This is a genomic window from Dehalococcoidia bacterium, assembly GCA_035310145.1.
GTDB lineage: Bacteria > Chloroflexota > Dehalococcoidia > CAUJGQ01 > CAUJGQ01 > CALFMN01.
In genome coordinates this window covers 83,731-108,486 of record DATGEL010000093.1, presented here as the reverse complement: position 1 = coordinate 108,486, position 24,756 = coordinate 83,731, and the positions used below count along the sequence as shown (strand labels likewise).

Below are 24,756 nucleotides of genomic sequence, written 5' to 3'. Positions count from 1 at the left end.
GGTGGCCGTGTGCACGGCGTTGGCGATGCCCATCGCCTCGTAGAAGCAGTTGATCGAGCGCTTGATCACCGCCAGCGAGTCGCCTGTCTGGATGCCGATGCGCTCCGCCCAGCGCAGCGTCGTCGCTTCGAGCTCGTCGGCCGGCACGGCGGCGTTGATCAGGCCGATGCGTGCCGCCTCGCGCGCGTCGATCGAGTCGCCCGTGTACATCAGCTCGTAGGTCTTCCTCATGCCGACAACGAGCGGCAGGATCGCGCAGGTGCGCGATGTGCCGAGGCCGCGCACGCCGGGATGGCCGAAGCGGGCGTCCTCGGCCGCAATCACGATGTCGTGCATCATCGCGAACTCGAGGCCGCCGGCGATGGCGTAGCCGTGCACCTGCGCGATCGTCGGCTTGGCAATGTTGAAGAGGTAGAGCTGGAAATCGGAGACGCGCACCATGTTGGTGCGGATCGTGCTCACCGAGCGGCGCTGGCTTTGCTGCATCGCCGGATATTGGCGGCGCGGGCCGGGCGTGAGGTCGTAGCCGGCGGAGAAGGTGCGCCCGGCGCCGCGCACGACGATCACGCTGACGCCAGGGTCGTCCTCCGCCTCTTCCAGGGCATGGCGGAACTCCTGCAGCAGCTCGAAGCTGAGCGAGTTCATCTTTTCCGGCCGGTTGAGCGTGATGCGTGCCACGCGCCCACCGGCGCCGACCTTCTCGTAGGTCAGGTTTTCGAAGTCAGGCATCGTGCAACTCCGGCGCGGGCCGTGGCCGGCGGACGGGCAGGCGCGGTGGAATGGCCCCGTGTCGCCCCGGCGCGCGGGCGCGCGGTTGTTACGGCGAATCGCCGCTCAGCGGCATTACAGCAGATTCGCGCCGCGCCCGCAGCCAGGCGCCGACTTCCAGGAACGCCGCGCGGCGCTCAGCGGCCAGCCGCACCACGCGGCCGCTGGTTGAAGGCGCCACGAAGACGGCGGTCCCCTCCCAGTCTCCGGCCTGGCGGCCCCAGCGGTCGCGGGGCCGCCCCGCGAAGGCGCGGTAGGCGGTGTCGCCGACGAAGCAGACGGCGGCTGGCCGGAACTCCCGCAGCCGGCCGGCGACCGCGGCGCCGCCCGCCCGCCATTCGGCCGCGCTCACGTCGCCGGTGCCGGCCGAGGGCCGTGCCACGATGTCGGTGAGCCCGACGCCCAGCTCGAGCAGCGCCGCGTCCTCATCGGGCCGGAACAGGCGCGGGGTGATGCCGGCCTCGGCCAGCAGCGGCCAGAAGGCGTTGCCCGGTCGGGCGAAGTAGTGCCCCACCGCGGCTGAGAACAGCCCCGGATTGCAGCCGCAGAGCACCAGGTCGAGGCCGGGCCGGAGGTACGAGGGCAGCGGGCGAAGGACGCAGCTTCGATCGAGCCGCGCGCGAGGCCCAGCCAGGACCTCGGCCCGCACTGTCGGGAACGTCGCGGGGCCACGCTGACCCTTCACCCGATACCCTCCTCCATCCATCAGCTCCCTACGCCCGCGGCTTGCTCGGCGCGGTGCGGTAGTCGCGGAAGGGGCCGTCGCGCCAGTCGAGCGCGGCCTTGAGGCCCTTCTCGCGCAGGATCGTGCCGAACATCTTGCCGCTCGGCCGGTAGGTGCTCAGCGCCTGGATGTCGGCGCCCACCGCCAGCGCCGTGCGGATGCCCATCACCTCGTAGGCGCGGTTGCAGCCGCGCTTGGACATCTGCAGCATGTCGCTCTCGATGTTGGCGATGCGCTCGGCGAAGCGCTCGGTCTCTTCCGCCAGCTGGTCGGCCGGGTAGGCGCGGTTCGCCCAACCGATGCGCACCGCCTCCTCGCCGCTGATCGAGTCGCCCGTGTAGAGCAGCTCGCGGGCTTTGCGCATTGGCATGTGCCAGGGGTGGTAGACCATGTCCACGGTCGTCATCGCGCGCACGGGCGGGTAGCCGAGGACCGCGTCGTCGGCGACGAACATCAGGTCGCAGAAGGTGGCCAGCTCGGTGCCGCCCGCGAGGCAGTAGCCGTGCACCTGGGCGATCACCGGCTTGGCCAGCTCCCAGATCTGCCAGTAGCCGGAGAGCAGGTGCTGCGGCCATTGACCCTGGCCGGGGAAGATCGGGCCGACGGCGGGCAGGCCGGAGCGCGTTTCCTGGTACTGGCTGACGTCATCGGTCTGGTTGGCGCCGCCCAGGTCGTAGCCGGCGGAAAAGGCGCGGCCGGAGCCGCGGATGATGATCACGCGCACGCCGGCGTCGGCCTCGGCGTTCTTGAGCGCGTCGAAGACCTCGGAGCGCAGCCGGTGCGAGAGCGCGTTCATCTTCTCCGGCCGGTTGAGCGTGACGATCGCCAGGCGGCCCCTGGTCTCGTAGAGAATGTCGCTGTAACTCACGATTTCCTCCTCGCCGGTGCGGCGCCGCTCCGCGCGGCTGCCGGCCGTGCCCAGTATAGGCACGAAGCCGGGCGCGGCGCAGAGCAATCTCCGTGCCCACGTCCGGACCCTCGCGGGTCTCATACCGGCGGCAGCGATGCCGTGTCAGCCTGGCGGAGAGCTACGGCTCGCGCAGCGAGGCAGGCTCGGCAGGGGTTCTCTCGCGCGACCCGGCGATTAGCCTGGAAAGCTCCGGACCGTCGATGGTGCGGATCTCGTGCCGGCGGGCGAGCGCCAGCGCCGGCGCGGTGAAGGTCGAGGTCGTGACGAAGATGCCGCGTGCCGCCGCGTGGTGCACTGTGACCATGCCGATGAACGACTGCACGTCGCCGGAGCCGACCTTGATGCCCGGCGCATGCCGCTTGCACTGCACGGCTACCTTGCGCCCCTTACCGTCCCGGCAGAGGACGTCGGCGCCCAGATCGCCGGCGCCGCCGACGCGGCGCACAGCGCGGTAGCCGAGGTCGTGCAACAGGTCGGCGACCGCGCCCTCGAACTGCGAGGGGGTGAGCGCGAGCAGCGACTCGAATCGCTCGATGCGGAGCCGTCGGCGCCCACCGCACCAGCGGACGAGCCAGGTGACCGCGGCCAGCGTACTCGCGAGGCAAACGATGATGGCGGCAGCGGCGATGGTTCGATCGGTATTCCGCAAGACCATCCCCAGGGCGACGGCTTCCACCGTGAGGAGAACGGCGACGGCCGCGGTCACACGGGGGCTGAAGCGGCCGTGTCGAACCGCGGCGAGGGAACGGAGCCACCAGCCCAGGACGCGCAACGGGAGCGCGGCGAGCGTGAGCAAACCCGCGGCGGTCGACGCTTTGCTTGTGCGCTGTCTGCCCACTCGCCACCTCCCTCCGATAGTACTACTAACGTGATCACTCGCTTGGCGCGTTTTGGTCGGGCCCCCGCGGTGCAGGCGATCATCAGGCAGGAATGCCGGGGTGTGGCGGCCGAAGCGATTGCCGTGACCGTAGCCAAGCAGGAAGGCCCCGGCGCTCACGCGCACCACGCTCCGGCGCAACGTGCTACTATTCCGCTTGCCATAGCGCAGCGCGTAGCGTCGGTGCAGATGCGACAGGAGGAGACGTCGTGACCACGAGCACAGCGACCGCGACCAAGCCGGATTACCTGGGCCTGCTCAACCAGATCAGCCTGGCGGAGAGCCGCGCGGGGGTGTATCTCAAGGCCTGGGCGGACGTTACCCCGAACGCCTCGCTGCGTGACGCCCTGTCGTTTGTGGCAGGTCGCGAGTCCAGCCATGGCGTGGTTTTCTGCCAGCTCATCCAGCGGCTGGGCTTCAGCCTGAAGGAAAACGAGGATCCGAAGTTCGCCGAGCAGCAGCGTATCTATGGCGATCCGACCGTCTCAGACGCGGAAAAGATCCGTTACGGCCGCTATGGCCGGGAAGAAGGGGCGATTGAGAAGTTCTTCGCCTCGCTCGACGAGCGGATCAACGACGAGTGCGTGGACGCGCTCACCCGCGACACGCTGCGCTGGTACGTCCACGAAGAGCGCGATTCCGGCAAGGTGCTGCAAGAGGCCTACGCATCGGTCACCTCGGCGGACGGTGGCAGCACCGGCACGGGCACGGTGAGCGCGGACGCGAAGGCGCTGATGGAGTGCATGACGCAGAACTTCGCCTCGCTGCAGCAGAGCATCAAGGACCTGATCGAGACGATGGGCAAGCAGGCGAAGAGTCGCTAGACACCGGCCCGAACGCCGCAGGCGATCACGGACAGGAACGATGAGGGCCGGCGGGAGGCGCGGCGTACGCCGCGCCTCCTTTTGCTGCCGCCTCTCTCTGCCGGCACGGACGGTTGCCAGAGGCGTCGGCCGCACCGGGCGCGCGGCGTCCGGTGCGCGTGGCGGCGGTTGAACGCGAATCGCCTGTACCTGGCACATTCCGGTTGCATGGGGCATCACCTACAGATCCGCGCTTGACCCGCGTGCGTAAAATACCTGCACACCTGGCGCCCAGACGACCGTACCGGCGGCCGCGGCGGGCGCCGGCTGAGTTCCGAAGGTGCGCAGCATGCTGGTGCGCGACGTGCGCTGCATGGCCTGTGCCCGCCTGCTGGGGCGCTGGGTGGTGCTCGGGGACCGCCAGGGGATGTTGCCGCCGGCGAAGGGCGAGCCGATCATGGCCTGCCGCGTCGGCAACGCGCTGCGCTGCAAGCACTGTCGGGGCCGCGCCTATTTGGAAGAGGCCGAACGAGGTGACGATGTCTCGCAGGCCCTGATGGAAGGCGAACTGTAACAATTCATGGCAGGAAGCGCAGCAAGCGCGCTTCCGCCTGCTGGACCAGGGCAAGTGTGGTGCCGCTCACCGGTCCCGGCGGCGTTGCGAACTGTGCCACCAACGCAACCGTGTCGCCATGGCGGAAGAGCACGAGGTCCGCCGCGAGCGGCCTCGCCTTGTCCATGGAGATGAGCCGCAGGGCGAGTGAGTCGTCGGCGAGGCGTGGAAACGGCAGCGGCGCCAGAGACCACTCGATCGCACCGTCCGCCGGCGCCGGTGCCTGCAGGCGGTGGCAGTTCTGCAACAGCGTGGCCAGCCGTGCGAAGGCAGCCGGGCCGCCATCGGCGGCGCGGACGATGCGCTCGGCTGCCCACGGCCCGGCCTCGCCCTTGCTGTAGGTGGCTTCAGCGCCGGCGCCGGCCTCGCGTACGAGCGGCTGGCCGGCGCAGCGGAGATCGCCCAGGCTCGCAGGAGCCGCGGCCCGCGCCCAACCCCCGCCGAACTGGCCGGCGGGGATCAGGGCCGCCACCGCCGGCGTGCCCGCTGCCACAGGCGAGCCGCCCCGAGCCGCGGCTGCCGGTGCATTGGCCGTCTGGTGTTTTGCCCCGCCGCACGCCGCGCCGGTCACGGCAAGCAGCAGGATGGCCTGCAGGCTCTTCGACCACCGCGCCCCGCCCCGCGTCACCGCGATTCCCATCCAGGAAAGGGTAGCGGCTGAGCGCCGCCGGCGCGACCGCGACGATCGAGGCGTCGGTCCGAGCGACGCGCTGAGATCGCGCTCAGCAGGCGCAGGTTGGTCAACCGGCCCGCTAGTTCGCCCTGGTCGTTGTAACGGCCCAAAACGCGAATGTGGCGCGTCGCTTCGATCGGCGCCTGTACCAGTACAGCGGCGACATGGTGCCGATGTACGGCCGGCGGAGGCTGGCTGGACCCCGCATTTTGACGCGCTGGACGGAGGACGCTGCACCCGCTCCCGAAGCCTCTCCGGTGCGACTCGACCTCCGGTGGGAAGCGCCGTGGCCGCGGGTGTAGCCCAGGCGGCTTCGCCGCGGTTCAATAGGTTCAGAGGCTGAGGCGGCACGATGCGGCGCGTTTTCAAACTGGTTCGGCGAGGTCTGTTGCTGCGCTGCCCGAGTTGCGGCAGGGCCACGCTGGTGCGCGGCGTGTTGCGCGTGCATCAGCGCTGTCGCGTCTGCGGCCTCGCCTTCGAGCACGACGAGGGCTTCTTCCTCGGCGCGCTGATCGTGAACTACCTCTTCGCCTTCGTCTTCGGCATCCTGCCGGCGATCGTGCTCGTGGCCGCCGGCGTGTGGAGCGCGCCGACGGCGATCATCGTGGCGATCGCCGCCGCGCTGCTGCTGCCGGTCGTCTTCTACTGGCACGCCAAGAGCCTGTGGATGGCGGTCTACTACGTCTTCGTGCCGGACGATCTGCGCGCCGCACGCCTGGAGGCGCTGTCGGCAATTGAAGGCGGCCCGGGCGCGGCCGAATCCGCGGCTGAGCTTAGCGAAGCTGAGCGCCAGCGTCGCCAGCTCGAAGAGGCGCTGGCCGAGCTGGAAGGCGGCAAGCCGGTCTACCGGCACGGCGGGCGCTGAGCGGCGTGGTCTGGAGGAAGCCCGAGGACGGCGTGCCGAAATGCGGTCAGGATCTCTGGGCCGCGTCGGTGAAGCTGCGGTCGAGAAAGTCCGTGACCCGCTGCAGCCATTTCTCCGGCGCCTCGGCGTAGGTCAGCGCGTGCTCGGCTCCGGGCACCAGCCAGAGATCGCTGCCAGGATGCCGCGCCGCCGCCCGCAGCCGCTCACTATGCGTAAGAGGAATGTACGTATCCGTTTCCCCGTGAATGAACAGGATGGGGGTGGCGCCCGCTGCTTCCACGGCGCGGAGTGGGCGCGCTGCCTTGAGGTCGACGCGGAAGAGCAGCCGCGCGGCGATGCGAATGCCGAGTCCCGGCCGCAGGCGAGCCAGCCAGCGGCTCTGCCGCGGGATCTCGGCCGCAACCACGGGCCACAGCTCGGCGTAGCTGCTGTCCGCAACGATGCCGGCGATGCCCGGCATCGCCGGCGCGGCCATCAGCGTCGCGGCTGCACCGTAAGAGCTGCCCAGCATCGCCACGGCCTCTTCGCCGAAGCCGCGCCGGCGCAGGAATTCGAGGGCGCCGAGCACATCCGCCGCCTCGCGCGCACCGTAGCTCAGCCGCGATCGGGCCGATTCGCCATGGCCGCGCAGGTCGAAGCTCAGCACCGCGTAGCCACGTTGCAGCAGGGCACGGGCGATGGCGTCGCTCTGCCAGTTGCGGTCGTAGCGGTTGTGGCCGCGGCCGTGCACGAGGATCAGCGCCCGCCGCGACCCGCCGTTGGCAAACCACCAGCCGCGCAGCGCCAGCCCGTCGCCGCGGGCAGGGAAGCAGACGGCCTCCCACTCGCCCGCGATCGATTCCGGTGCGATCCCGACCGGCCGGTGGCGCAGGTGCGTGGCGCGGTGGGCGCCGTAGAGCGCTATCGCCGGGTAGGCCAGCGCCGTCAGCGCCAGCCCTGCGCACAGCGGCCCGCGGCGAGCGGCAGGCAGGCGGACGGAGACACGCCGCGGCGCCCTCACCGTGCGAAGGCCGCCGCGCGCCGCGGCTTCCGGCTTGCTGGTTTCCTGAGCGGCATCGCCGCGCTACGCCCGAGCTGCGATGCGGCGCTTCGTGCCGCCGTTGCGCCGTGCCGCCCCCTGCTGCTCGGCGGCGATGCTGAGCACGGTCTGCACGAGCGTGCGCACCGGCATGCCGCTCGCGCCCCTGGTGATCCAGCCCTTGTCGTGCTCGTAGATATCGACGCCCGCCATATCGATGTGCGCCCAGGGGGTCTTGTCCACGAATTCGCGCAGGAACATCGCCGCCGTGATCGAGCCGGCCTTGCGCCCGCCCGTGTTCTTGATGTCGGCCACGTCGCTGTTGATCTGGGCGCGGTACTCCTCGAACATCGGCAGTTGCCAAACCTTCTCGCCGGCCTCCTTGCCCGCGGCGATTATACGGTCGATCAGCGCCTGGTCGTTGCCCATGATACCCATCGCCACGTCGCCCAGTGCGGTCGTGATCGCGCCGGTCAGCGTAGCCACGTCGATCAGCGGCGAGAGGTCCAGGCGGCGCGCGTAGGAGAGGCCATCGGCCAGGATCAGGCGGCCTTCGGCGTCGGTGTTCAGCACTTCGATCGTCGTGCCGTTCATCGCCCGCAGCACGTCGCCCGGCTTGATCGCGTTGCCCCCGGGCATGTTCTCCGTGGCGGGCACGATGCCGGTGACGTTGATCGCCGGCTTCAGCCTGGCGATGGCCGAAAGCGCCGCGATCACCGCCGCGCCGCCGGACATGTCGCCCTTCATCTCGTGCATGTTGGCGGCGGGCTTGATCGAGATGCCGCCCGTGTCGAAGGTGATGCCCTTGCCGATCAGGCCGACGCCGCGCTCGCTGCTCGCGTCGCCGCGGTAGTGCAGCACGATGAAGGCCGGCGGCTGGGCGCTGCCCTTGGCCACGCCCAGCAGGGCGCCCATACCCAACTCGACCATCTGCTCCGTGTCCAGCACTTCGCAGCGCAGATCCGTTTGGTCCGCGGCGGCGCGGGCGCGGGCGGCCAGCTCGGCCGGCGTCATGTAGTTGCTCGGCTCGTTGGCCAGATCGCGGGCGAAGTTCGTGGCCTCGGCCAGGATCGCGCCCGTAGCAACGCCGCGGTTCAGGGCAGCTATCGACGAGCCCTCCTGTTCGATGATCGTCAGCGTCTCCAGCTCGCGGCGGTCTTCGGCCGGCTTCTGGTGGCGGGTGAAGCGGTAGAGTCCGAGCAACGTGCCCTCGGCAACCGCGCGAGCGGCCGACTCCGCGTCCAGCCCGCCGGCGCCCGCGCCGTGCGCCACCGTAGCAGCAGGGCTGAAGCCGTTCTTGCGCAAGAAACGGGCGACGTTGGCGGCCGTGTCGCGCACGCGGTCGGCGTTCAGCTCCGCGGGCTTGCCCAGTCCGGCGATGACCACGCGGCCGGCGGGCAGCTTGCCCAGCGTGTGCACGACGCCGATCTCGCCGCGCTTGCCGCGCAGCTCGCCGTCGGCGATCAGCCGCGAAATGGCGCCGTCGAGGGCGCGGTCTACGGCGCCGGTGGCTCCGCCGGGGCGGCCGACACCTTCCAGCAGGTTGACGACGATCGCCTTGACGCCGAAACCGAGGATGTCGCCTTGCTCGACGCGAATCTCCACGGCGCTTGCCTCCTGCCTCGCTGGTCCGCCTGCGCATCGAGCATAGCGAGCGAGCAGGCACGCCGGCAATCGCGGGCCGTCGCAGCCGCGACAGCGGACTTCAACGTCTGGCTTCCTCAAGCCAGTCCGGCGTGCCGATGATCCGCTCGAAGTCGTCGCCGAAGCGCCGGCGCAGGCCGGGCAGGCGCGCCGCGCCGACGAACTCGATGGCAATGCCGGCGGTGCCCGCCTCCACATAGGCTATGCCGCCCGGTTCAACGGCCGCGGCCAGGTCCGCATCGCTGCTGCCCGGCGAGAGCTGCACCGCGGCGGTGCCGTCCGGACGGAGCAGGGCCAGCATCACCTGCCCGCCGCGCGCTATAGCGGCCGCCGTCGCTTCTGCCACGTCGGGCACCCAGACGCCGAGGTGTTGCACGCCCTCGCCGCGCGCTTCCAGGAAGAGGCGGTGCACCGGCGTGCCCTCAAGAACCTCGATCAGTTCGATCGTCTGACCGGGCATGCGGCCGTAGGCGATGCGCAAGCGGGCGTCGGTCGTGCGAGGGTTCGTCGGCAGCGCCTGCAACGGCAGCTCCCAGGTATGCCAGCGCATGGCGCCAAGCAGCTGATCGAAGCGGCGGGCGCTGGCGTCGAGGTCGTGCACGACCATGCCGATATGGAAGGCGTACGGCTGTGGCGCGGGTGCGGTCACCGGCATCCTCCAGTGTGCTCGCGCCCGGAGCGCGGAGCCTTCTGGGGCAGTCTAGCGAATCAGCCGGCAGCACCGCCTGGCGCGCTGCCGCGTTCAGGTCGATAGAATCGCACGGCGCTTGTGCTGCTCCGGCACGTGCCCTATAATGTTGATAAAATTAGTCCACTTTAGCGGCGGCGGGGAGAGGCACGCGGCGTGAAGGTTTCGACGAAGGGCGACTACGGCGTGCGGGCGCTGATCGAGCTGGCGCTGCACTACGGCCAGGGGCCGCTGCAGAGCGCCGAGATCGCCGCCCGCCAACGCATTCCCGAACCATACCTCGACCATCTGTTGACGACGCTGCGTCGCGCGGGTTTCATCCGCAGCATCCGCGGGCCGCAGGGCGGCCACGAGCTGGTGCGTGAGCCGGCGCAGGTGCCGATCGACGAAGTGATCGAGGCACTCGAGGGGTCGCTGATTCCCAGCTCGTGCCTGGATGAGGGCAGCCCCTGCGCCAGGCAGGGCGGCTGTGCCCAGCGCGAGATGTGGCAGGAGGTCTACGACGCGACGCGCGAGATCCTGCACCGCACCACGGTCGCGGACCTGGCCGCACGCGAGCGCCAGCCGGTGGGCGGGCGATACTACATTTAGGGAACAGGGAACAGGGAACAGGGAACAGGGAACAGGGAACAGGAAATAGCGGGATGATGGCCGGCGGGGTTGTTGGCGCATGAAGCGGACGGTTGATGTGAATGAGACGGGCGGCGCGGCGGCGGTGCGGACGACGTGTGTTGCCGACTCGGTGCTCGATCTCGTCGGCAACACGCCGCTGGTGCGGCTGAACCGGTTGCCGGGGCCGCGCAGTGCCGCCGTGCTCGGCAAGCTCGAATCGCTCAATCCGGCCGGCAGTGTCAAGGACCGCATCGCCGTGGCGATGGTTGCGGCGGCGGAACGCGACGGCCGCCTGCAGCCGGGCGCCACGATCGTCGAGCCGACGAGCGGCAACACCGGCATCGGCCTGGCGATGGTCGCCGCGGTGAAGGGCTATCGGCTGATCCTCACCATGCCCGAGGACATGAGCATAGAGCGGCGCAAGCTGTTCACCCGCTTCGGCGCCGAGCTGCGGCTCACACCGGCGATCGAAGGGATGACCGGCGCCGTCTTTGCCGCGGAAGCACTGGTGCGTGAGCACCCTGGCTACTTCATGCCGCAGCAGTTTCAGAACCCGGCCAACCCCGAGATCCACCGCCTGACGACCGGCCCCGAGATCCTGCACGCCACGGGCGGCAAGGTCGATGCCTTCGTCGCCGGCGTGGGCACCGGCGGCACGATCACCGGCGTGGGCGAGGTGCTGCGACAGTACAATCCCGACGTGCTGATCGTCGCGGTCGAGCCGGCCCGCTCGCAGGTGCTGCGTGGCGGCCGCGCCGGCATGCACGCGATCCAGGGCATCGGCGCCAGCTTCGTGCCGGGGGTGCTCAACCGCCAGGTCTACCAGGAACTGATCGCCGTGGGCGACGACGACGCAATCGAGACCTCGCAGCGGCTGGCGCGCGAAGAAGGACTGTTGGTCGGCATCTCATCCGGCGCCAATGTCTTCGCGGCGCTCAAGGTCGCGCGGCGGCTCGGCGCCGGCAAAGCGGTGGTGACGATGCTCTGCGACACGGGCGAACGCTATCTGAGCGCCGCAGTGTAACGGATCGGCGTATGCCGCGACTCAAGACTATCGATTTTTGCGTGGCCGGAACTACCGCTCCAGCCGGGCCATGAGGGAGAATCCAGGCATGACCGTCCAGGTCTACATCCCGACGCCGTTTCGCCGTCTCACCGGCAATCGCACGCGCGTCGAAGCCGAGGGCCAGACCGTGGGCGAGGTCTTGCGGCGGCTGAACGAGCACTATCCCGGATTTAACGAACTGCTTTACGACGAATCACAGGCGATCCCGGCGCACATCAACATCTACCTGAACAACCGGGAGATTCACAGCCTTCAGGGGGAGGAAACACCAGTGGCAGACGGAGACGAAGTTGCCGTCATTCCCGCGATCGCGGGCGGATCGGGCACGGCGCTGCGGCCCGACCAGGTAACGCGCTACTCGCGGCACATCATCATGCCGCAGGTGGGGCCGGTGGGGCAGCGCAAGCTGATGGCGGCCAAAGTGCTGGTCGTGGGCGCGGGCGGGCTCGGCTCGCCGGTGGCGCTGTACCTGGCGCTGGCCGGCGTCGGCACGCTGGGCCTCGTGGATTTCGACGTGGTCGATCTCTCGAACCTGCAGCGCCAGATCCTGCACCAGAACGACGATATCGGCCGGCCGAAGGTCGTCTCGGCGCGTGAGACGCTGAACTCGTACAACCCGGACGTGAAGGTCGTCACGCACGAGGTGCCGCTCACCTCGGAGAACGCGCTGGAGATCATCCCGCAGTACGACATCGTCGTGAACGGCGCGGACAACTTCGCCACGCGCTATCTGGTGAACGACGCCTGCTACCTCTCCGGCAAGCCGCTGGTGGACGGCAGCATCCTGCTGTTCGACGGCCAGGCTTCGACCTACATCCCCGGCAAGGGTTGCTACCGCTGCCTCTTCCCGGAGCCGCCGCCGCCCGGCATGGTGCCGTCGTGCGCCGAAGCGGGCGTGCTCGGCGCCCTCTGCGGCACGATCGGCTCGATCCAGGCGACGGAGGTGCTGAAGCTGATCCTCGGCGTGGGCGAGCCGCTCGTCGGCCGGCTGCTGCTCTACGACGCGCTCTCCATGGAGATGCGCACCGTGAAGACGCGGCGCGACCCGAAGTGCCCGCTGTGCGGCGATCACCCGACCGTGACTGAGCTGATCGACTACGATGCCTTCTGCGGCGGTCCGCCGCACGTGGCCAACGCGCCGGTCGCCGCCGGCTAAACCCCAGAACCAGGTACCATGCGACGGGGCAGTTCGCGCCCCGCCCAGGAGTTTTGCCCAATGGCCGTCGAAGTCCGTGTCACCGCCGTGCTGCAGAAGATCACCGGAGGCAAGAAGAGCGTGCCCGCCGAGGGCGGCACGGTGGACCAGCTGCTCAAGAACCTCGACAGCAACTACCCCGGTTTCCTCCACCAGGTGCAGGGCGAGGATGGCCGGCTGCACCGCTTCGTCAACATCTACCTGAACGACGAGGACATCCGCTATCTCGACAGGCTGGAAACGCCGCTCAAGGACGGCGATGTCGTCTCCATTCTCCCTGCGCTGGCGGGCGGCGCGTGAACCGGCGCCGCTGGGGTCTGCCCGAGAGCTTCGGCCTGCGCGCCGGGGCGTCGGCGGTTTCACCGCCGGCCATCCCTGCCCGCGCGCGGCGCCTAACCCTGGTTTCGCTTGCGAAGCCTGTCCCTTCCCGAGGCGGGAAGAGACTCCTGAAGCGTTCCTGACGTCGAGCGAGGGCGACGAATCTGGGGTGCCGTTGCGGGACACGCGGATGGTTTCTCCAGCTCTATACCGTCCGCCCTCCTCCCCGTCCCTTCCCGTTTCGGGAAGGGACAGTCGCCGAAGGTGTCAGGGTTAGGTGCTCCGGAAGCCCGCGATCGCCGGGCCTTGCATCGTAATCGGTGGTTGAGCGCTTCGGCCCCTTTCCGGGAGGCTCCATGCTTTACGCGAACATCCTCGAAGCGATCGGCAACACGCCGCTGGTCGAGCTGCCGCACACCAGCCCCAACCCGAACGTCAAGATCTACGCCAAGCTCGAGGGCCAGAACCCCTCGGGCAGCGTCAAGGACCGCTGCGCCAAGTACATGATCGACGCGGCCGAGCGCGCTGGCCTGCTCTCCGACGACAAGATCATCTTGGAGCCGACCAGCGGCAACACCGGCATCGCCCTGGCGATGATCGGCCGTGTCAAGGGCTACCAGGTGATGGTGGTGATCCCGGAGAGCGTGAGCGAGGAGCGCAGCCAGCTCTTGCGCGCCTACGGCGCCGAGATCGTCTACTCCGAGGGGCTGAAGGGCACCAACGGCTCCATCGCCGTGGCCCAGCAGATGGTGGCCGAGGCGCCACAGCGCTTCTTCATGCCCTACCAGTACGGCAACGAGGCCAACCCCCGTGCCCACTACGAAACCACCGGCCCGGAGATCGCCCGCGACCTGCCCGACGTCGATGTCTTCGTCGCCGGCCTGGGCACGGGCGGCACGCTCACCGGCACCGGGCGCTATCTGAAGGAATACAACCCGAAGATCAAGATCATCGCCACCGTGCCGCACCCCGGCGACCTGGTGCAGGGGCTGCGCAGCCTGGAAGAGGGCTTCATTCCGCCCGTGCTGGACGAGTCCGTGCTCGACGGCCGCGTGGTGGTCGACAGCCGCACCGCCTTCGCCGCGACCAAAGAGCTGACGCAGAAGGAAGGCATTTTCGCCGGCATCTCCTGCGGCGCGGCGGTGAAGACGGCGCAGCGCATCGCCGGGCGCATGGAGAGCGGCAAGATCGTTGTGCTGCTGGCCGACGGCGGCTGGAAGTACCTCTCTACTGCGCTCTGGACGACCGAATACGGCGATCTGCCCGCGGACATCGACAGCAAGGTCTGGTGGTAGGGCCGCCGTGACGCTGACGCTGCCGCACGAGTACGTCGAGCAGATCGTCGCCCACGCCCGCCGCGAGGCGCCGAACGAGTGCTGCGGCATCGTCGCGGGCAAGGACGGCGCCGCGGTCAAGCTCTGGCAGGCGACGAACGCCGAGCACAGCCCCTACCGCTACAGCATCGAAGGCAAAGAGCTCCTGCAGATCATGCGGGAGCTGCAGGAGAACGATTGGGAGATGCTGGCCGTCTACCACTCGCACACGCATACGCCGGCCTACCCCAGCCCGACCGACCGCCGCCAGGTCATGCTTTCCGGCTGGGATCAGCCTTACTACGTGCTCGTCTCGCTGGAGCAGGAGCCGCCGGACGTGCGGGCCTATACGATCCGCGACGGCGCGATCGCGGAGCAACGGCTGCTGGTAGCCGGCTAGAAAGTTCGACTGCATAGGAAACGCTTATCGAACCGCGGCCCGCGCCACCGTGCCGGCCCTTGCCCGGCTCGCCTCGTTCCCGTAGCTTGGGCGAGCCGGAGCCGCTTTCGGCGGGCTCTGTCTACCCCGAACAAGCAGGCGGCCCGCGTCGGCAGCTGCGGCCGTGCAACTGGCGGAGGCGCCATGGTCAACACGCGCATCATTGGCACTGGTGACACCAGTGCGAACACCAACGAAGTCCATGGCCGCCTCAACATTCCCGTGCAGCCGATCGCCAAGCAGGCCGCGGCAGACCGCGTCAAGAACTGGAACGAGGTCTACTTCGGCTTCGACCTGGAAGGCGCGATCGTCGAGGCAAACCGCTGCATCGACTGCCCCACCGCGCCCTGTATGGAAGCCTGCCCGGTGCACAACGACATTCCCGCGGCCTTGCGCCTGCTGGAGCGCGGCGATATCGACGGCGCCGCCAACAAGTTCCGCGAGACCTCGAATCTGCCGGATATGTGCGGCCGCCTCTGCCCGCAGGAGAAGCTTTGCGAGGGCAACTGCGTGGTCGGCTTCGCCATCCGGCCGGGAGGGGTGCAGGAACCGCCCGTAACGATCGGCAAGCTCGAAGCGTTCATCGCCGACCACCAGCGCGAGATGCACGGCGGCCTGCAGCCGCTGCCCGTGCTGCCGCCGCCCAGCGGCCGCCGCGTCGCGATCATCGGCTCGGGGCCGGCAGGGCTTGCAGTCGCCGAAGAGCTGGTCAAGCTCGGCCACGCCTGCACCGTGTACGATGCCTGGCCTGAGCCGGGCGGCGTGCTCGTCTACGGCATCCCCAATTTCAAGATGAAGAAGGAGATCGTCGACGCCAAGATCGCCTTCCTCAAGCGCATCGGCGTCGAGTTCGTGCTGAACACCTGGATCGGCCGCGACATCGGCCTCGATCAACTGCTGGCGGACGGCTTCGATGCCGTCTTCCTCGGCACGGGCGCCGGCGTTGGCAACGCGCTCAAGATTCCCGGCGAGGATGAGTTCAGCGGCATCTACGCCGCGACGGACTTCCTCGTGCGCGGCAACCTTCAGCCCGATCAGTTGCCCGAATCGCAGCGTGAGCCGCTGCACCCCGGACGGCGCGTAGTCGTGATCGGCGGCGGCGACACGTCGATGGACTGCGTGCGCACCGCCGTGCGGCTCGGCTGCGAAGAGGTCACCTGCGTCTACCGCCGCACCGAGGCCGAGATGCTGGGTCGCGCGGAGGAGCGCAAACATGCGCGCGAAGAGGGTGTGCGCTTCGACTTTTTGACGATTCCCCTGCGATTTTACGGCGAGAACGGCCGCGTCACCGGCGTCGAATGCCAGCGTATGGAGCTGGGCGAGCCCGACGAGTCCGGCCGCAGGCGGCCGGTGCCGATCCCCGGCTCCGAGTTCGTGCTCGCAGCGGACAGCGTGGCGATCGCGATCGGCTACAACGCCGACCCGCTGATCCCGGCATCGACGCCGGGCGTGAGGGCGAACCGCTGGCACCTGGTCGAGGTCGATCCCGAAACCGGCCAGACCAGCCGGCCCGAGGTCTTCGCGGGCGGCGACAACGTCAACGGCGCCGACCTGGTGGTGACGGCGCTGGCCGACGGCCGCCGCGCCGCCGCGGCGATGCACCGCTACCTGGCCTCGCTCTCTGGCTGATCAGCCGATCGCGGCCCGAATTCGCTGCCCGCTACTCCTTCCGGTGTGCACCGCGCTTGCCCCTTATCCTGGTAGGCGGTCTCGGCGCGCCGCGCGTGTGATTCGACCGCGGCCTTCGGCGCGTAGGCTGAGGGCGATGGACGACGACGCGGCGCGCGAGGGCAGCCGAGGCGCGGTGGACTCCGGGACGGCGGGCGAGCAGGAGTCGCGTGAAGTCTTGCGTGAGCGCGTGCGCGCCTGGTGGACGCAGGTGCTCGCCGGACAGGTCGACCACGATCACCCGATCCAGGGCAGCAACGTCAAGGCGCGCTTGGACGGCAACACGCTGGTGATCAGCGGCAGCGTGCCGGCCGAGGCGGATCGCCAGGAGATCGAAGCCGAGGTCGAGCATCTGCGCGGTAATGACGTCAACGAGGTGCGCGACGAGCTGAAGGTCGAGCCGCGAGGCGATGAAAGGCCCGACTTGCTCGTGCAGACGCTGCTCGGCGCCTTTGAAACCGCCGAGCAGGCGGGCTTCGCCGAGGGATATCTGCAGGGCCACGCGCACGTTGATCCGCGGCGCATGCTCGTGCTGGCGGCCGAGGCAGCGGACGACCAGCGCGCTGCACTGGCCGCTGTCTTGCCCGAGGCATATCTGGGGCACGCGGAGCGGGCGCTTGCAGCCGGGCGCAGTCTGCTCATCGTCACCGTCGACGAAACCCAGGCCTTCCAGGCGCGTGAGCTTCTCGACGAAGAGACGCGCAGCCTGGAGACGATCGTGCTTCCTCCCGAGCCCGCAGAGCGCTCGTCCATGATCCGCACCCTCCCAGCACGCGAGGAGCCGGTACGGTGAAGCGAAGGTACGCAGCGGGCCGATCCGGCCAGGGGGCCGAGGCGGTCGGTGCGGAGGAACGCCGCCATGAGCGTTGAGCAGCCGCCCGCGGCGGCAGGGCGGGAGACGCATGGCTCTGCCGATCCACCGGGCGCCGGCGCCCAGGCGCGCGTCGCGCGAGCGCAGCGCGTCTCGCCGCGAGAGATCCTCAAAGTCGTCGGACCAGGCATCATTACCGGCGGCGCCGATAACGACCCGGCCGGTGTCACGACCTATTCGGTCGTCGGCGCGCAGAACGGCTACGCGCAGAACTGGCTGCTGCTGATCGCGATTCCGCTGCTGATCGTGATTCAGCAAATGTGCGCCCGCATTGGCAGCGTGACGAAGACGGATCTCGCCTCCGCCATCCGCATCCACTACGGCCGCAAGATCGCCACCGGCGCCGTGCTGCTCGCAGCGATCGCCAATATTGCGACGATCGGCGCCGATCTGGTGATGATGGCGTCGGTGCTGGCGCTCATCACCGGCGCGAAGTACGTGTACTTCGTCGTGCCGCTCGCCGCGCTGATGGCCTGCGTGACGATCTTTCTCGACTACAGGACGTTCTCACGCTACCTGCTCTGGCTGGTTGCAGTGTTCGCGGCCTACATCGTTGCCGCCGTGCTCGCGCATCCCGACTGGCCGCAGGTGCTGGCGCAAACCGTGCTGCCGCACATTCACCCCAACGCGACCTACTTTCTCGGCGCTGTCGGCCTGTTGGGCACGACGATCACGCCGTACCTCTTCTTCTGGCAGACCAGCGGCGAGATCGAAGAGCGGCGCGGCGTGCAGGGCATCAGGCGCTCGAACCTGGACATCGCTGCGGGGATGATCTGGTCGAACATTACGGCGTTCTTCATCGTCGTTGTCTGCGCCGCCGTCCTCTACACACATGGCACACAGATCAAGACCGCCGCCGACGCGGCGCGGGCGCTCGAGCCGCTGGTCGGGTCGTCGGCGAAATACCTGTTCTCCGTCGGCATCCTCGGCGCCGGCCTGCTGGCGATACCCGTGCTGGCCGCCTCGACGGCCTACTCGGTTGGTGGGCTGTTTGGCTGGCGGCGCAGCCTGACGCGGCGGGTGAACAACGCGCCGGAGTTCTACCTGGTGCTTGGCATCGCCATCCTGGTGGGTGTGCAACTCGCGATCTCCGGCGTCGATCCGATCAAGACGCTGTTCTACTCGCAGGTGCTCGATGGACTGGTGGCGCCGCTGCTGATCGTGCTGATCCTCCTGCTGACCTCCAGCCGCACCGTGATGGGCGACTTCGTGAACGGCGCCTGGACGCGCGGCACCGGCTGGGCCGCCGTCGCGCTGCTCGTCGTCGCAGATCTGGCGCTGATCTACACCGTCGCCACCAGCGGCCTGCCCTGACCGTTGCAATGGGCCAGTCACGAAATCGTGCCGCCAGGCCCGTTACAATGTCTTCGGGCCACGCGGCAGGCGGAGTGCCGCGGCGTCACGGGAGCCGGCCGGGATGGAAGCGAGCGAGTCACCGTTCAGCGCCGAGCACTTTGAGCGCATCGACGAGAGCGCGGACGAGGCATTCTACGAGGCGCCGCGCCTGGTAACGCACATCGACGACGGCGCCATCGCGGCGGCGGGACGCCTCTACGCGGAGCTGCTGCCGCCCGACGACGACGTGCTCGACCTGATGAGCAGCTGGGTGTCGCACCTGCCCGACGACTTCCGCGTGCGCCGGCTCGTCGGCCTCGGCATGAACGCGGAGGAGCTGGCGGCGAATCCGCGCTTGAGCAGCTTCGTCGTCCACAACCTGAACCGCGAGCCGGTGCTGCCCTTCGCCGACGAGGAGTTCGGCGGCTGCATCGTGACGGTGTCGGTTCAGTACCTGACCCGGCCGGTCGAGGTGTTCCGCGAGGTGCGCCGCGTGCTGCGGCCGGGCGCGTCGTTCATCGTGACGTTCTCCAACCGCTGCTTCCCGACGAAGGCGGTCGCGGTCTGGCGGGCGCTGGGCGACCGCGACCACGCGAAGCTCGTTGGCGCCTACTTCGAGCTGAGCGGCGGCTGGACCGGTCTGGAAGCGCGCGACTGCTCGCCGAGAGAGGACGGGTACAGCGACCCGCTCTATGCCGTGCTCGCGCGCCGGGCGGCTGCTGAGGCAACGAACCAACCATGACGCCCGTCTGCCGTCTCTCCCCGTCCATGCGCATCGGCAGCCGGGAGTTTGTCTGGGGCAGCCGCACGTACCTGATGGGCATCGTCAACGTGACGCCCGACAGCTTCTCCGGCGACGGCGTCGGCCTGGACGTGGCCGCCGCGCGGGCGCGCGCGATCGCGCTGGCCAGCGCCGGCGCCGACATCATCGACCTGGGCGGCGAGTCGACGCGGCCCGGTCACACGCCCGTCGATGTGGACGAGGAGCTGCGACGCGTGCTGCCGGCGCTCTGCGCGATCGTCGCCGCCGTGGATCTGCCGATCAGCATCGACACGCGCAAGGCCGCCATCGCGCGCGAGGCGGTCGCCCGCGGCGCGGCGCTGGTCAACGACGTCAGCGGGTTGATGGGCGATGCGGCGATGGCCGGCGTGGTGTGCGAGGCGGGTGTGCCGGCGCTGCTGATGGCGCGGGGCGCCGGCCGCCAGGAAGATGTACTGGATCGCGTGCGCGGCGACCTGGACGAGAGCCTCGCAGTGGCCGAGGCGCACGGCATCCCGCGCTCGCGCCTGCTGATCGACCCGGGCTTCGGCTTCGGCAAGACCTGGCGCATGAACCTGGAGCTGCTCGGGCGGCTGCGCGAGCTGCGCGGCTACGGCCTGCCGATCGTCGCCGGACTTTCGCGCAAGTCCACGATCGCCCGTGTGCTCGGGCCAGGCACCGGCCGCTCGCTCGAAGCCAACGCGGCCCTGACCACGCTGGCCGTTGCCGGCGGCGCCGAGATCGTGCGTGTTCATGACGTGGCGCAGATGCGGATCGTGGCGCGCACGGCAGACGCCGTCGTGCGCGGCGCGCCGCCGGAAGCAGTTGGCGAGCCGTGAGCGCCGCCGCGGGGGCGCCGCGCACCGTCCAGCTCGCGCTCGGCAGTAATCTGGGCGACCGCCTGCTGAATCTGCGCGGCGCCCTGGGCCGGCTCGCGACGCGTGGCAGCCTGATCGCGGTCAGCGGCCTGTTCGAGACGGCGCCCTCCGGCGTCACTGAGCAGCCTGCGTTCTACAACGCGGCCTGCGCGCTTGCCACGCCGCTCAGCCTGCCGGAGCTGCTCGTGCTGGCCAAGCAAATCGAATGGGAACTGGGCCGCCGGCCCTCGCGCGTATGGGGGCCGCGCCCCTGCGACATCGACATCCTGCTCGCCGGCGAGGAGACGTGTGCGTCGCCGTCGCTGACCGTGCCGCACCCGCGCCTGGCCGAGCGCGGCTTCGTGCTGGCGCCGCTGGCCGAGATCGCGGCGAAGGTCGTGGTGCCCGGCACGGGAAAGACCGTGCAGGCGCTCTGCTCAGCCCTGCCCGTCGCCGAGCGGGAGGGTGTGCGCCGGATCGCCGGTCCCGAGTGGGCCGTTGGCTGAGGCTGGACCAGGCACGGGCAACTCCGCCGCCACCTCGAGCAGGATCTGCTGAGCGTCACGCACGCGCTGGCGGTACAGATCGTGCAGGAAGGCAGGCGCCCAGGGGCGGAACAGCTCGTCGGAGATGGCGAGCAGCAGCGATGCCTCGACTCCGCGCACGGCCGCCACCGAGAAGATCGTCGCCGCTTCCATCTCGACGCAGAGCACACCGCTTTGCCGCAGGTGCTCCACCTTCTTCTTGAACTCGCGGAAGATCGCGTCCGTTGACCAGTTCGTACCCAGAAGCGGCGTGATGCCCCGCCGCTCGCAGGCGGCCTGCACCTTCGCGGTGAGACTGGGGTCGGGCGCGGGTACGGCTTCGGGCGGGAGGTAGTGGAAGGAAGCGCCGTCTTCGCGCAGCACCGCCTGCGGCAGCACCAGCGAGCCGATCGGCGCCCGCTCCTGCAGGCTGCCGGCCGCGCCGAGGATGAGGAAGCGCCTCGCGCCGCAGGCGATCAGCACCTCCATCACCATCGCGGTGGCGGGGGCGCCGACGGGAAACTTGACGACCGTGACCGGCCGGTCTCCCGCGGTGCCCTTGAAGAGCGTTGTCGTCTCCGCGGGCAGAATCCAGCGCTCAACACGCTCCGCGTGCGCCTCCTGCGCCAGTCGCCTCCAGGTGCGGCCCAGGAAGGTGCCGACCACCACGTCGCTGACCTGCACGTCGGCGGGGGCCCAGCCCGTGGATTCGAGCACGTATTCCAGCATGTGTTGGGCGGTGAAGTGCTCTTCATCGTCCAGGTCGTGCAGGTGGGCGGGCGTCGACCACATCGGATCATCCTGCTCAGCGGCCCACGGCGCCGCTCGGGATAGGATTCGGGCCGCTGCGTGCGCCCCGCGCCCACGGCGTTGACCTACGAGGCCGGCGCCTCGTCCTCAGGCTCGGGCACGTCGGCTTCGGTCGTCATCATGGTCCAGCCGACCCAGATAGCCAGGGCCGAGATGCCGGCGACGGCGAAGGCGATCGGCAGCGCCAGCGCCCAATAGCTCCTGCGCACGATGCCGACGGCGAAGAACAGAAGCTGCACGACCGCCGCGGCCACGATCGCCACGCCGGTGAGTTGAGGACGGTCCATCTGTACGCCTCCGACTGCTGAGTGAGGGCGCGTCCGCGAGCCTTCAGGCCGGCTGGGAGCGCATGTCGGGCGGCAGCATGTTGGGGATTGTGTCTTCGATGGGATAGCGCTCGTTGCAGCGCACGCAGAAGAGCGAGCCGCTGACGATCTCACCCTCGCGCTCCTCATCCACGGTGAGCTGCAGCTCTCCCTTGCACACGGGGCAGACCAGGATCTCCATCAGATCGGGCTTCACGCGCTTCCTATCCTCTCCAGGCCCTCCGGACGCGGGGCGTCGGGCTCTCGTCTCGGATTGTAGGGTCGGCCCAGCGGTCCGACAACGGACCCGCCGCCTCGCCGGCCGTGGCTCAACCGTGGCCGGTGACGTAGGCCCGCGCCGCGACCAACGCGAGGAAGAAACAGATCAGGCCGAGCACCATCGCCGGTCGCTCGGGCATGCGGCGCCGGTAGTAGGAGCCGACGCCGATGCCGAGCACGGCGCCGACCCCGTAAATGTAGTGCTGCCAGCCGTGCCAGCCCGCGGGGGCGCGATGGCCGCCGGCGTAGAGACCGATGCCCAGCGCCAGCTGCGGCACGAACAAGATCCAGCCAAACAGCGCGAGCACGAGATAGCCGCGCGGTAACGCCCAGCCGCGCCACCAGGCAAGCAAGCCCCAGACCGCCGCCACACCGTTGCCGACGACGATCGCGATCGCCAGCGCGTTGTGCAGATCCTTCACGCTCACTCCGATCCAGCCGAGCATTTGCACGATGCGCAGCGCCAGGTAGACGGCGAACAGCGCCCCGAACAGCTTGAAGTGCCAGGGCACGGGCGGCCGTTCGGCGCCGGGCGGCGCACTGCCGCCGGTTGGCGGGCCGGGAAGATCGCGGCTGCCGGGAGGGGAGGCCATGCTCACTCCGAAGTGATCCACCGGAGAATTACCACCGCGATCGTACGGGCGCCGCGCGCGGCCGGGCAAGGGATGGGCCGCCGCGCTGTCCACGTCTGCTTTCGCGCTTCGAAGAATCGATTTCGGCGGCGCGCACGGGGGCAGCCACAACGCCTACCAGTTGGTGAAGGAGCCGTCGTGGGCGCGCAGATGGGGCGGCTCCGTGAGGCGGAAGGGATAGGCGCGCGCTGCCGCGCGGTCGAATTCGATGCCGAGGCCGGGCCGCGATGGCGCCAGCAGGTAGCCGTCCTGCCATTCAACCTGGACGGGGAAGACGTCCGTGAGCGTCGTTCCGGGCCGCCAGGGCTGCTCCTGCACGCCGACGTTGGGACAGGCGAGGTTGAGCTGCAGGCAGGCGGCGGTAGAGACGGGGCTGAGCGGGTTGTGCGTGGCGAGCTTGACGTGGTGCGCCTCCGCCATCGCCGCGATCTTTTTCGCTTCGGTAATGCCGCCTGCAAGGCAGAGATCGACGCGCGCGTAGTCGATCAGCTCCTCCTCGATCGGGGCGCGGAACTGCCACTTGGAGTGCAATTGCTCGCCGGCCGCGATCGGCACCGCGGTCTGCTGGCGCACGCGGCGCAGGGCGGTCAGATCTTCGGCCCGCACAGGGTCTTCCATGAAGTACGGCCGGTACGGTTCGACGGCGCGCAGCAGCGTGACCGCGTCGGCCTGGTCGAGGCGCGTATGCACGTCCAGGCACAGCTCGATCTCATCGCCCAACGCGGCGCGCAGCGCCTCGAAGCCGCGCACAGCGGCGCGGATCGCCGTGCGCGACTCGAGCCGACCGTCCTCGGCCGGCAGGTGCCAGCGCACGAAACGCCAGCCTTCGGCCACGGTGGCGCGGGCGCGCTCAACCAGCTTCTGCACGTCGTCCTCGTTGCAGTGCGGATAGCAGACAACGCGCTCGCGGTACAGCCCGCCAAGCAACTGGTAGACCGGCACGCCGAGCGCCTTGCCGCGAATGTCCCACAAGGCGATGTCGATCGCGGAAAGGGCGGCACTGATGACGCCCAGCGCAGGGAAGAAGCCGCCGCGGGCGATCAGTTGCCAGAGATGCTCGCCGCGGAACGGGTCCTGTCCGAGCAGCAGCGGCGCCAGGTGGCGCATGGCGCCCTCGATCGCCAGCTCGCGCCCGGTTAGCCCCGCCTCGCCGATGCCCGAGATGCCTTCATCCGTGTCCATGGTGACGAAGCAGAAGTTGCGGCCGCCGCCCCAGACCAGGTGTGTCTCCACGGCGCTGATTTTCATCGCCCCTCCTTCGGCCGGGCTGCATAGGCGCCGAGCACCCGGCAGGTCGGGCGCTCGCGGCCTGGCCCGGCGTCGTGGCCGCGGGCGCCGAGCCACTCAGCTCGCCAGCGGGCGGTACACCCGCCGTTGCTCGACGCGCACGACGCGTCCGGCATGCGGCGCGGGGAAATGGCCGCCGAGCACCAGCAGCCCCTCAGCTTCGATGCGCTCCACCAGCGCCGTGCGCGAGCGCGCCGACAAGACCCGGTCGTCATCCGCCGATGGACTCCAGTCGGGGTGCTCGATCTCCAGCGGGTGGTGTGCCGCGTCGCCGGTGATGACGCCCCCCTCGCCGCCGCCGTGGACCAGCACGCTGACGTGGCCGGCGGTGTGGCCCGGGGTGCTCAGCAGGCGTACGCCCGGGGCGGGCTCGTGGCCGTCGTCCACCAGGTCGAGCTGGCTGGATGCCGCGAGCGGCAGCACATGCCGGCGGATGTAGCCCGCCTCAACATCCTTCCAGCGCTCCCATTCGGGGCGGTGCACGATGTAGCGGGCGTTGGGAAAGGTGGGTACGAAGGCGCCGTGGCGCTCCGTGCAGTTCCAGCCGACATGGTCGGGGTGCAGGTGGGTGAACACGACCGCGTCGACGCGCTCGGGCTCGATGCCGGCGGCGTCGAGCTGAGCGGGCAAGACGCCGCAGGCGCCCTCGAAACGGCCCAGGAAGCTGCCCAGGCCGGTGTCGACCAGCAGCGTTCGCCCGGCGGACTCGATCACGTAGGTCGTCAGCTCGCAGCGCAGCTTGTCGCCTACAACGCCCGCGGCGTAGTCGCGGAACGCGTCGGGCGGCGCGTCTGGGAAGAAGCCGTTCAGACCAAGCAGTAAATGGCCGTCGGATGCGGTGCTCACCCTGATGTCACCGAATTGCAGCACGCTCATGCGCTCACTTGCTCCACGTGGTCGCA

At 69.6% G+C, this 24,756-nt stretch carries 29 protein-coding genes; 15 read left to right on the top strand and 14 right to left on the bottom strand.

Annotation, left to right across the window (positions count from 1 at the left end; translation table 11 throughout):
• From VKV26_17540 to VKV26_17525, 4 genes are all read right to left on the bottom strand, one after another.
• The coding region (locus VKV26_17540) for an enoyl-CoA hydratase-related protein (protein ID HLZ71709.1) at positions 1-729 on the bottom strand (729 nt) is incomplete at its 3' end.
• Between the two features lie 88 nt (positions 730-817).
• Positions 818-1,453, bottom strand: a complete 636-nt coding sequence (locus tag VKV26_17535; protein ID HLZ71708.1) for a mismatch-specific DNA-glycosylase — start codon at positions 1,451-1,453, stop codon at positions 818-820.
• 28 nt (positions 1,454-1,481) lie between these two features.
• The gene (locus VKV26_17530; GenBank protein ID HLZ71707.1) at positions 1,482-2,360 is read right to left on the bottom strand and encodes an enoyl-CoA hydratase-related protein; all 879 of its coding nucleotides are present in this window, start codon (positions 2,358-2,360) and stop codon (positions 1,482-1,484) included.
• A gap of 160 nt (positions 2,361-2,520) precedes the next feature.
• A complete protein-coding gene (locus VKV26_17525; GenBank protein HLZ71706.1) occupies positions 2,521-3,399 on the bottom strand; it encodes a restriction endonuclease in 879 nt (292 codons plus the stop codon).
• Between the two features lie 89 nt (positions 3,400-3,488).
• Here VKV26_17525 and VKV26_17520 point away from each other — a divergent pair, with 89 nt between their 5' ends.
• Together VKV26_17520 and VKV26_17515 are read left to right on the top strand one after the other, a co-directional pair.
• Entirely contained in the window at positions 3,489-4,103 is a 615-nt protein-coding gene (locus VKV26_17520) for a hypothetical protein (GenBank protein HLZ71705.1), read from the top strand.
• Between the two features lie 328 nt (positions 4,104-4,431).
• The gene (locus VKV26_17515) at positions 4,432-4,656 is read left to right on the top strand and encodes a hypothetical protein (GenBank protein ID HLZ71704.1); all 225 of its coding nucleotides are present in this window, start codon (positions 4,432-4,434) and stop codon (positions 4,654-4,656) included.
• 4 nt (positions 4,657-4,660) lie between these two features.
• Here VKV26_17515 and VKV26_17510 read toward each other — a convergent pair whose 3' ends face one another.
• Positions 4,661-5,188 carry a hypothetical protein gene (locus tag VKV26_17510; protein HLZ71703.1) on the bottom strand — a complete coding sequence of 176 codons (528 nt, stop codon included), beginning with the start codon at positions 5,186-5,188 and terminating at the stop codon, positions 4,661-4,663.
• 532 nt (positions 5,189-5,720) lie between these two features.
• Between VKV26_17510 and VKV26_17505 the strand changes: the two genes are divergently transcribed.
• Positions 5,721-6,233, top strand: a complete 513-nt coding sequence (locus tag VKV26_17505) for a DUF983 domain-containing protein (protein HLZ71702.1) — start codon at positions 5,721-5,723, stop codon at positions 6,231-6,233.
• A gap of 46 nt (positions 6,234-6,279) precedes the next feature.
• On the opposite strand, the gene VKV26_17500 is transcribed toward VKV26_17505, so the two are convergent.
• From VKV26_17500 to VKV26_17490, 3 genes are all read right to left on the bottom strand, one after another.
• A complete protein-coding gene (locus tag VKV26_17500) occupies positions 6,280-7,233 on the bottom strand; it encodes an alpha/beta fold hydrolase (GenBank protein HLZ71701.1) in 954 nt (317 codons plus the stop codon).
• 63 nt (positions 7,234-7,296) lie between these two features.
• Positions 7,297-8,856 carry a leucyl aminopeptidase gene (locus VKV26_17495; GenBank protein ID HLZ71700.1) on the bottom strand — a complete coding sequence of 520 codons (1,560 nt, stop codon included), beginning with the start codon at positions 8,854-8,856 and terminating at the stop codon, positions 7,297-7,299.
• Between the two features lie 100 nt (positions 8,857-8,956).
• Positions 8,957-9,544, bottom strand: a complete 588-nt coding sequence (locus tag VKV26_17490) for a VOC family protein (GenBank protein HLZ71699.1) — start codon at positions 9,542-9,544, stop codon at positions 8,957-8,959.
• 195 nt (positions 9,545-9,739) lie between these two features.
• Between VKV26_17490 and VKV26_17485 the strand changes: the two genes are divergently transcribed.
• From VKV26_17485 to folK, 12 genes are all read left to right on the top strand, one after another.
• Positions 9,740-10,174: an Rrf2 family transcriptional regulator gene (locus tag VKV26_17485; protein HLZ71698.1), complete on the top strand. Its 435-nt coding sequence runs from the start codon at positions 9,740-9,742 to the stop codon at positions 10,172-10,174.
• A gap of 79 nt (positions 10,175-10,253) precedes the next feature.
• Entirely contained in the window at positions 10,254-11,219 is a 966-nt protein-coding gene (gene cysK, locus VKV26_17480) for a cysteine synthase A (protein ID HLZ71697.1), read from the top strand.
• An 88-nt stretch (positions 11,220-11,307) separates the two neighbouring features.
• Positions 11,308-12,417, top strand: a complete 1,110-nt coding sequence (moeB, locus tag VKV26_17475; protein ID HLZ71696.1) for a molybdopterin-synthase adenylyltransferase MoeB — start codon at positions 11,308-11,310, stop codon at positions 12,415-12,417.
• Positions 12,418-12,477: 60 nt separating this feature from the next.
• Positions 12,478-12,756, top strand: coding sequence for a MoaD family protein (locus VKV26_17470; GenBank protein ID HLZ71695.1), 279 nt, complete (start codon positions 12,478-12,480; stop codon positions 12,754-12,756).
• Positions 12,757-13,130: 374 nt separating this feature from the next.
• Positions 13,131-14,069, top strand: coding sequence for a PLP-dependent cysteine synthase family protein (locus VKV26_17465; GenBank protein HLZ71694.1), 939 nt, complete (start codon positions 13,131-13,133; stop codon positions 14,067-14,069).
• A gap of 7 nt (positions 14,070-14,076) precedes the next feature.
• Positions 14,077-14,487, top strand: coding sequence for a M67 family metallopeptidase (locus tag VKV26_17460; protein ID HLZ71693.1), 411 nt, complete (start codon positions 14,077-14,079; stop codon positions 14,485-14,487).
• 183 nt (positions 14,488-14,670) lie between these two features.
• Positions 14,671-16,155 (top strand): NADPH-dependent glutamate synthase, encoded by a 1,485-nt coding sequence (gene gltA, locus VKV26_17455; GenBank protein HLZ71692.1) that lies wholly within the window; start codon positions 14,671-14,673, stop codon positions 16,153-16,155.
• A 136-nt stretch (positions 16,156-16,291) separates the two neighbouring features.
• Positions 16,292-16,987 carry a hypothetical protein gene (locus VKV26_17450; GenBank protein HLZ71691.1) on the top strand — a complete coding sequence of 232 codons (696 nt, stop codon included), beginning with the start codon at positions 16,292-16,294 and terminating at the stop codon, positions 16,985-16,987.
• Between the two features lie 66 nt (positions 16,988-17,053).
• Positions 17,054-18,379, top strand: a complete 1,326-nt coding sequence (locus VKV26_17445; GenBank protein HLZ71690.1) for a divalent metal cation transporter — start codon at positions 17,054-17,056, stop codon at positions 18,377-18,379.
• A 103-nt stretch (positions 18,380-18,482) separates the two neighbouring features.
• Complete coding sequence (locus VKV26_17440; GenBank protein ID HLZ71689.1) at positions 18,483-19,142, top strand: methyltransferase domain-containing protein; 660 nt, start codon at positions 18,483-18,485, stop codon at positions 19,140-19,142.
• Positions 19,139-19,999, top strand: coding sequence for a dihydropteroate synthase (gene folP / locus VKV26_17435; protein ID HLZ71688.1), 861 nt, complete (start codon positions 19,139-19,141; stop codon positions 19,997-19,999). Before VKV26_17440 ends, folP begins: the two co-directional genes overlap by 4 nt.
• Entirely contained in the window at positions 19,996-20,523 is a 528-nt protein-coding gene (gene folK, locus VKV26_17430) for a 2-amino-4-hydroxy-6-hydroxymethyldihydropteridine diphosphokinase (protein ID HLZ71687.1), read from the top strand. Before folP ends, folK begins: the two co-directional genes overlap by 4 nt.
• Here the strand turns inward: folK and VKV26_17425 are convergent.
• From VKV26_17425 to VKV26_17400, 6 genes are all read right to left on the bottom strand, one after another.
• Positions 20,455-21,333, bottom strand: a complete 879-nt coding sequence (locus tag VKV26_17425; GenBank protein HLZ71686.1) for a nucleoside phosphorylase — start codon at positions 21,331-21,333, stop codon at positions 20,455-20,457. The two genes, folK and VKV26_17425, sit on opposite strands and share 69 nt — an antisense overlap.
• Before the next feature lie 83 nt (positions 21,334-21,416).
• Positions 21,417-21,638, bottom strand: a complete 222-nt coding sequence (locus tag VKV26_17420; GenBank protein ID HLZ71685.1) for a hypothetical protein — start codon at positions 21,636-21,638, stop codon at positions 21,417-21,419.
• 43 nt (positions 21,639-21,681) lie between these two features.
• Positions 21,682-21,873, bottom strand: a complete 192-nt coding sequence (locus tag VKV26_17415; protein HLZ71684.1) for a methytransferase partner Trm112 — start codon at positions 21,871-21,873, stop codon at positions 21,682-21,684.
• 112 nt (positions 21,874-21,985) lie between these two features.
• Entirely contained in the window at positions 21,986-22,528 is a 543-nt protein-coding gene (locus VKV26_17410; protein HLZ71683.1) for a hypothetical protein, read from the bottom strand.
• A 153-nt stretch (positions 22,529-22,681) separates the two neighbouring features.
• Entirely contained in the window at positions 22,682-23,815 is a 1,134-nt protein-coding gene (gene dgoD, locus VKV26_17405; protein ID HLZ71682.1) for a galactonate dehydratase, read from the bottom strand.
• Positions 23,816-23,911: 96 nt separating this feature from the next.
• On the bottom strand, positions 23,912-24,730 hold the full coding sequence (locus tag VKV26_17400) for an MBL fold metallo-hydrolase (GenBank protein HLZ71681.1): 819 nt from the start codon (positions 24,728-24,730) through the stop codon (positions 23,912-23,914).
• Positions 24,731-24,756: the final 26 nt, after the last annotated feature.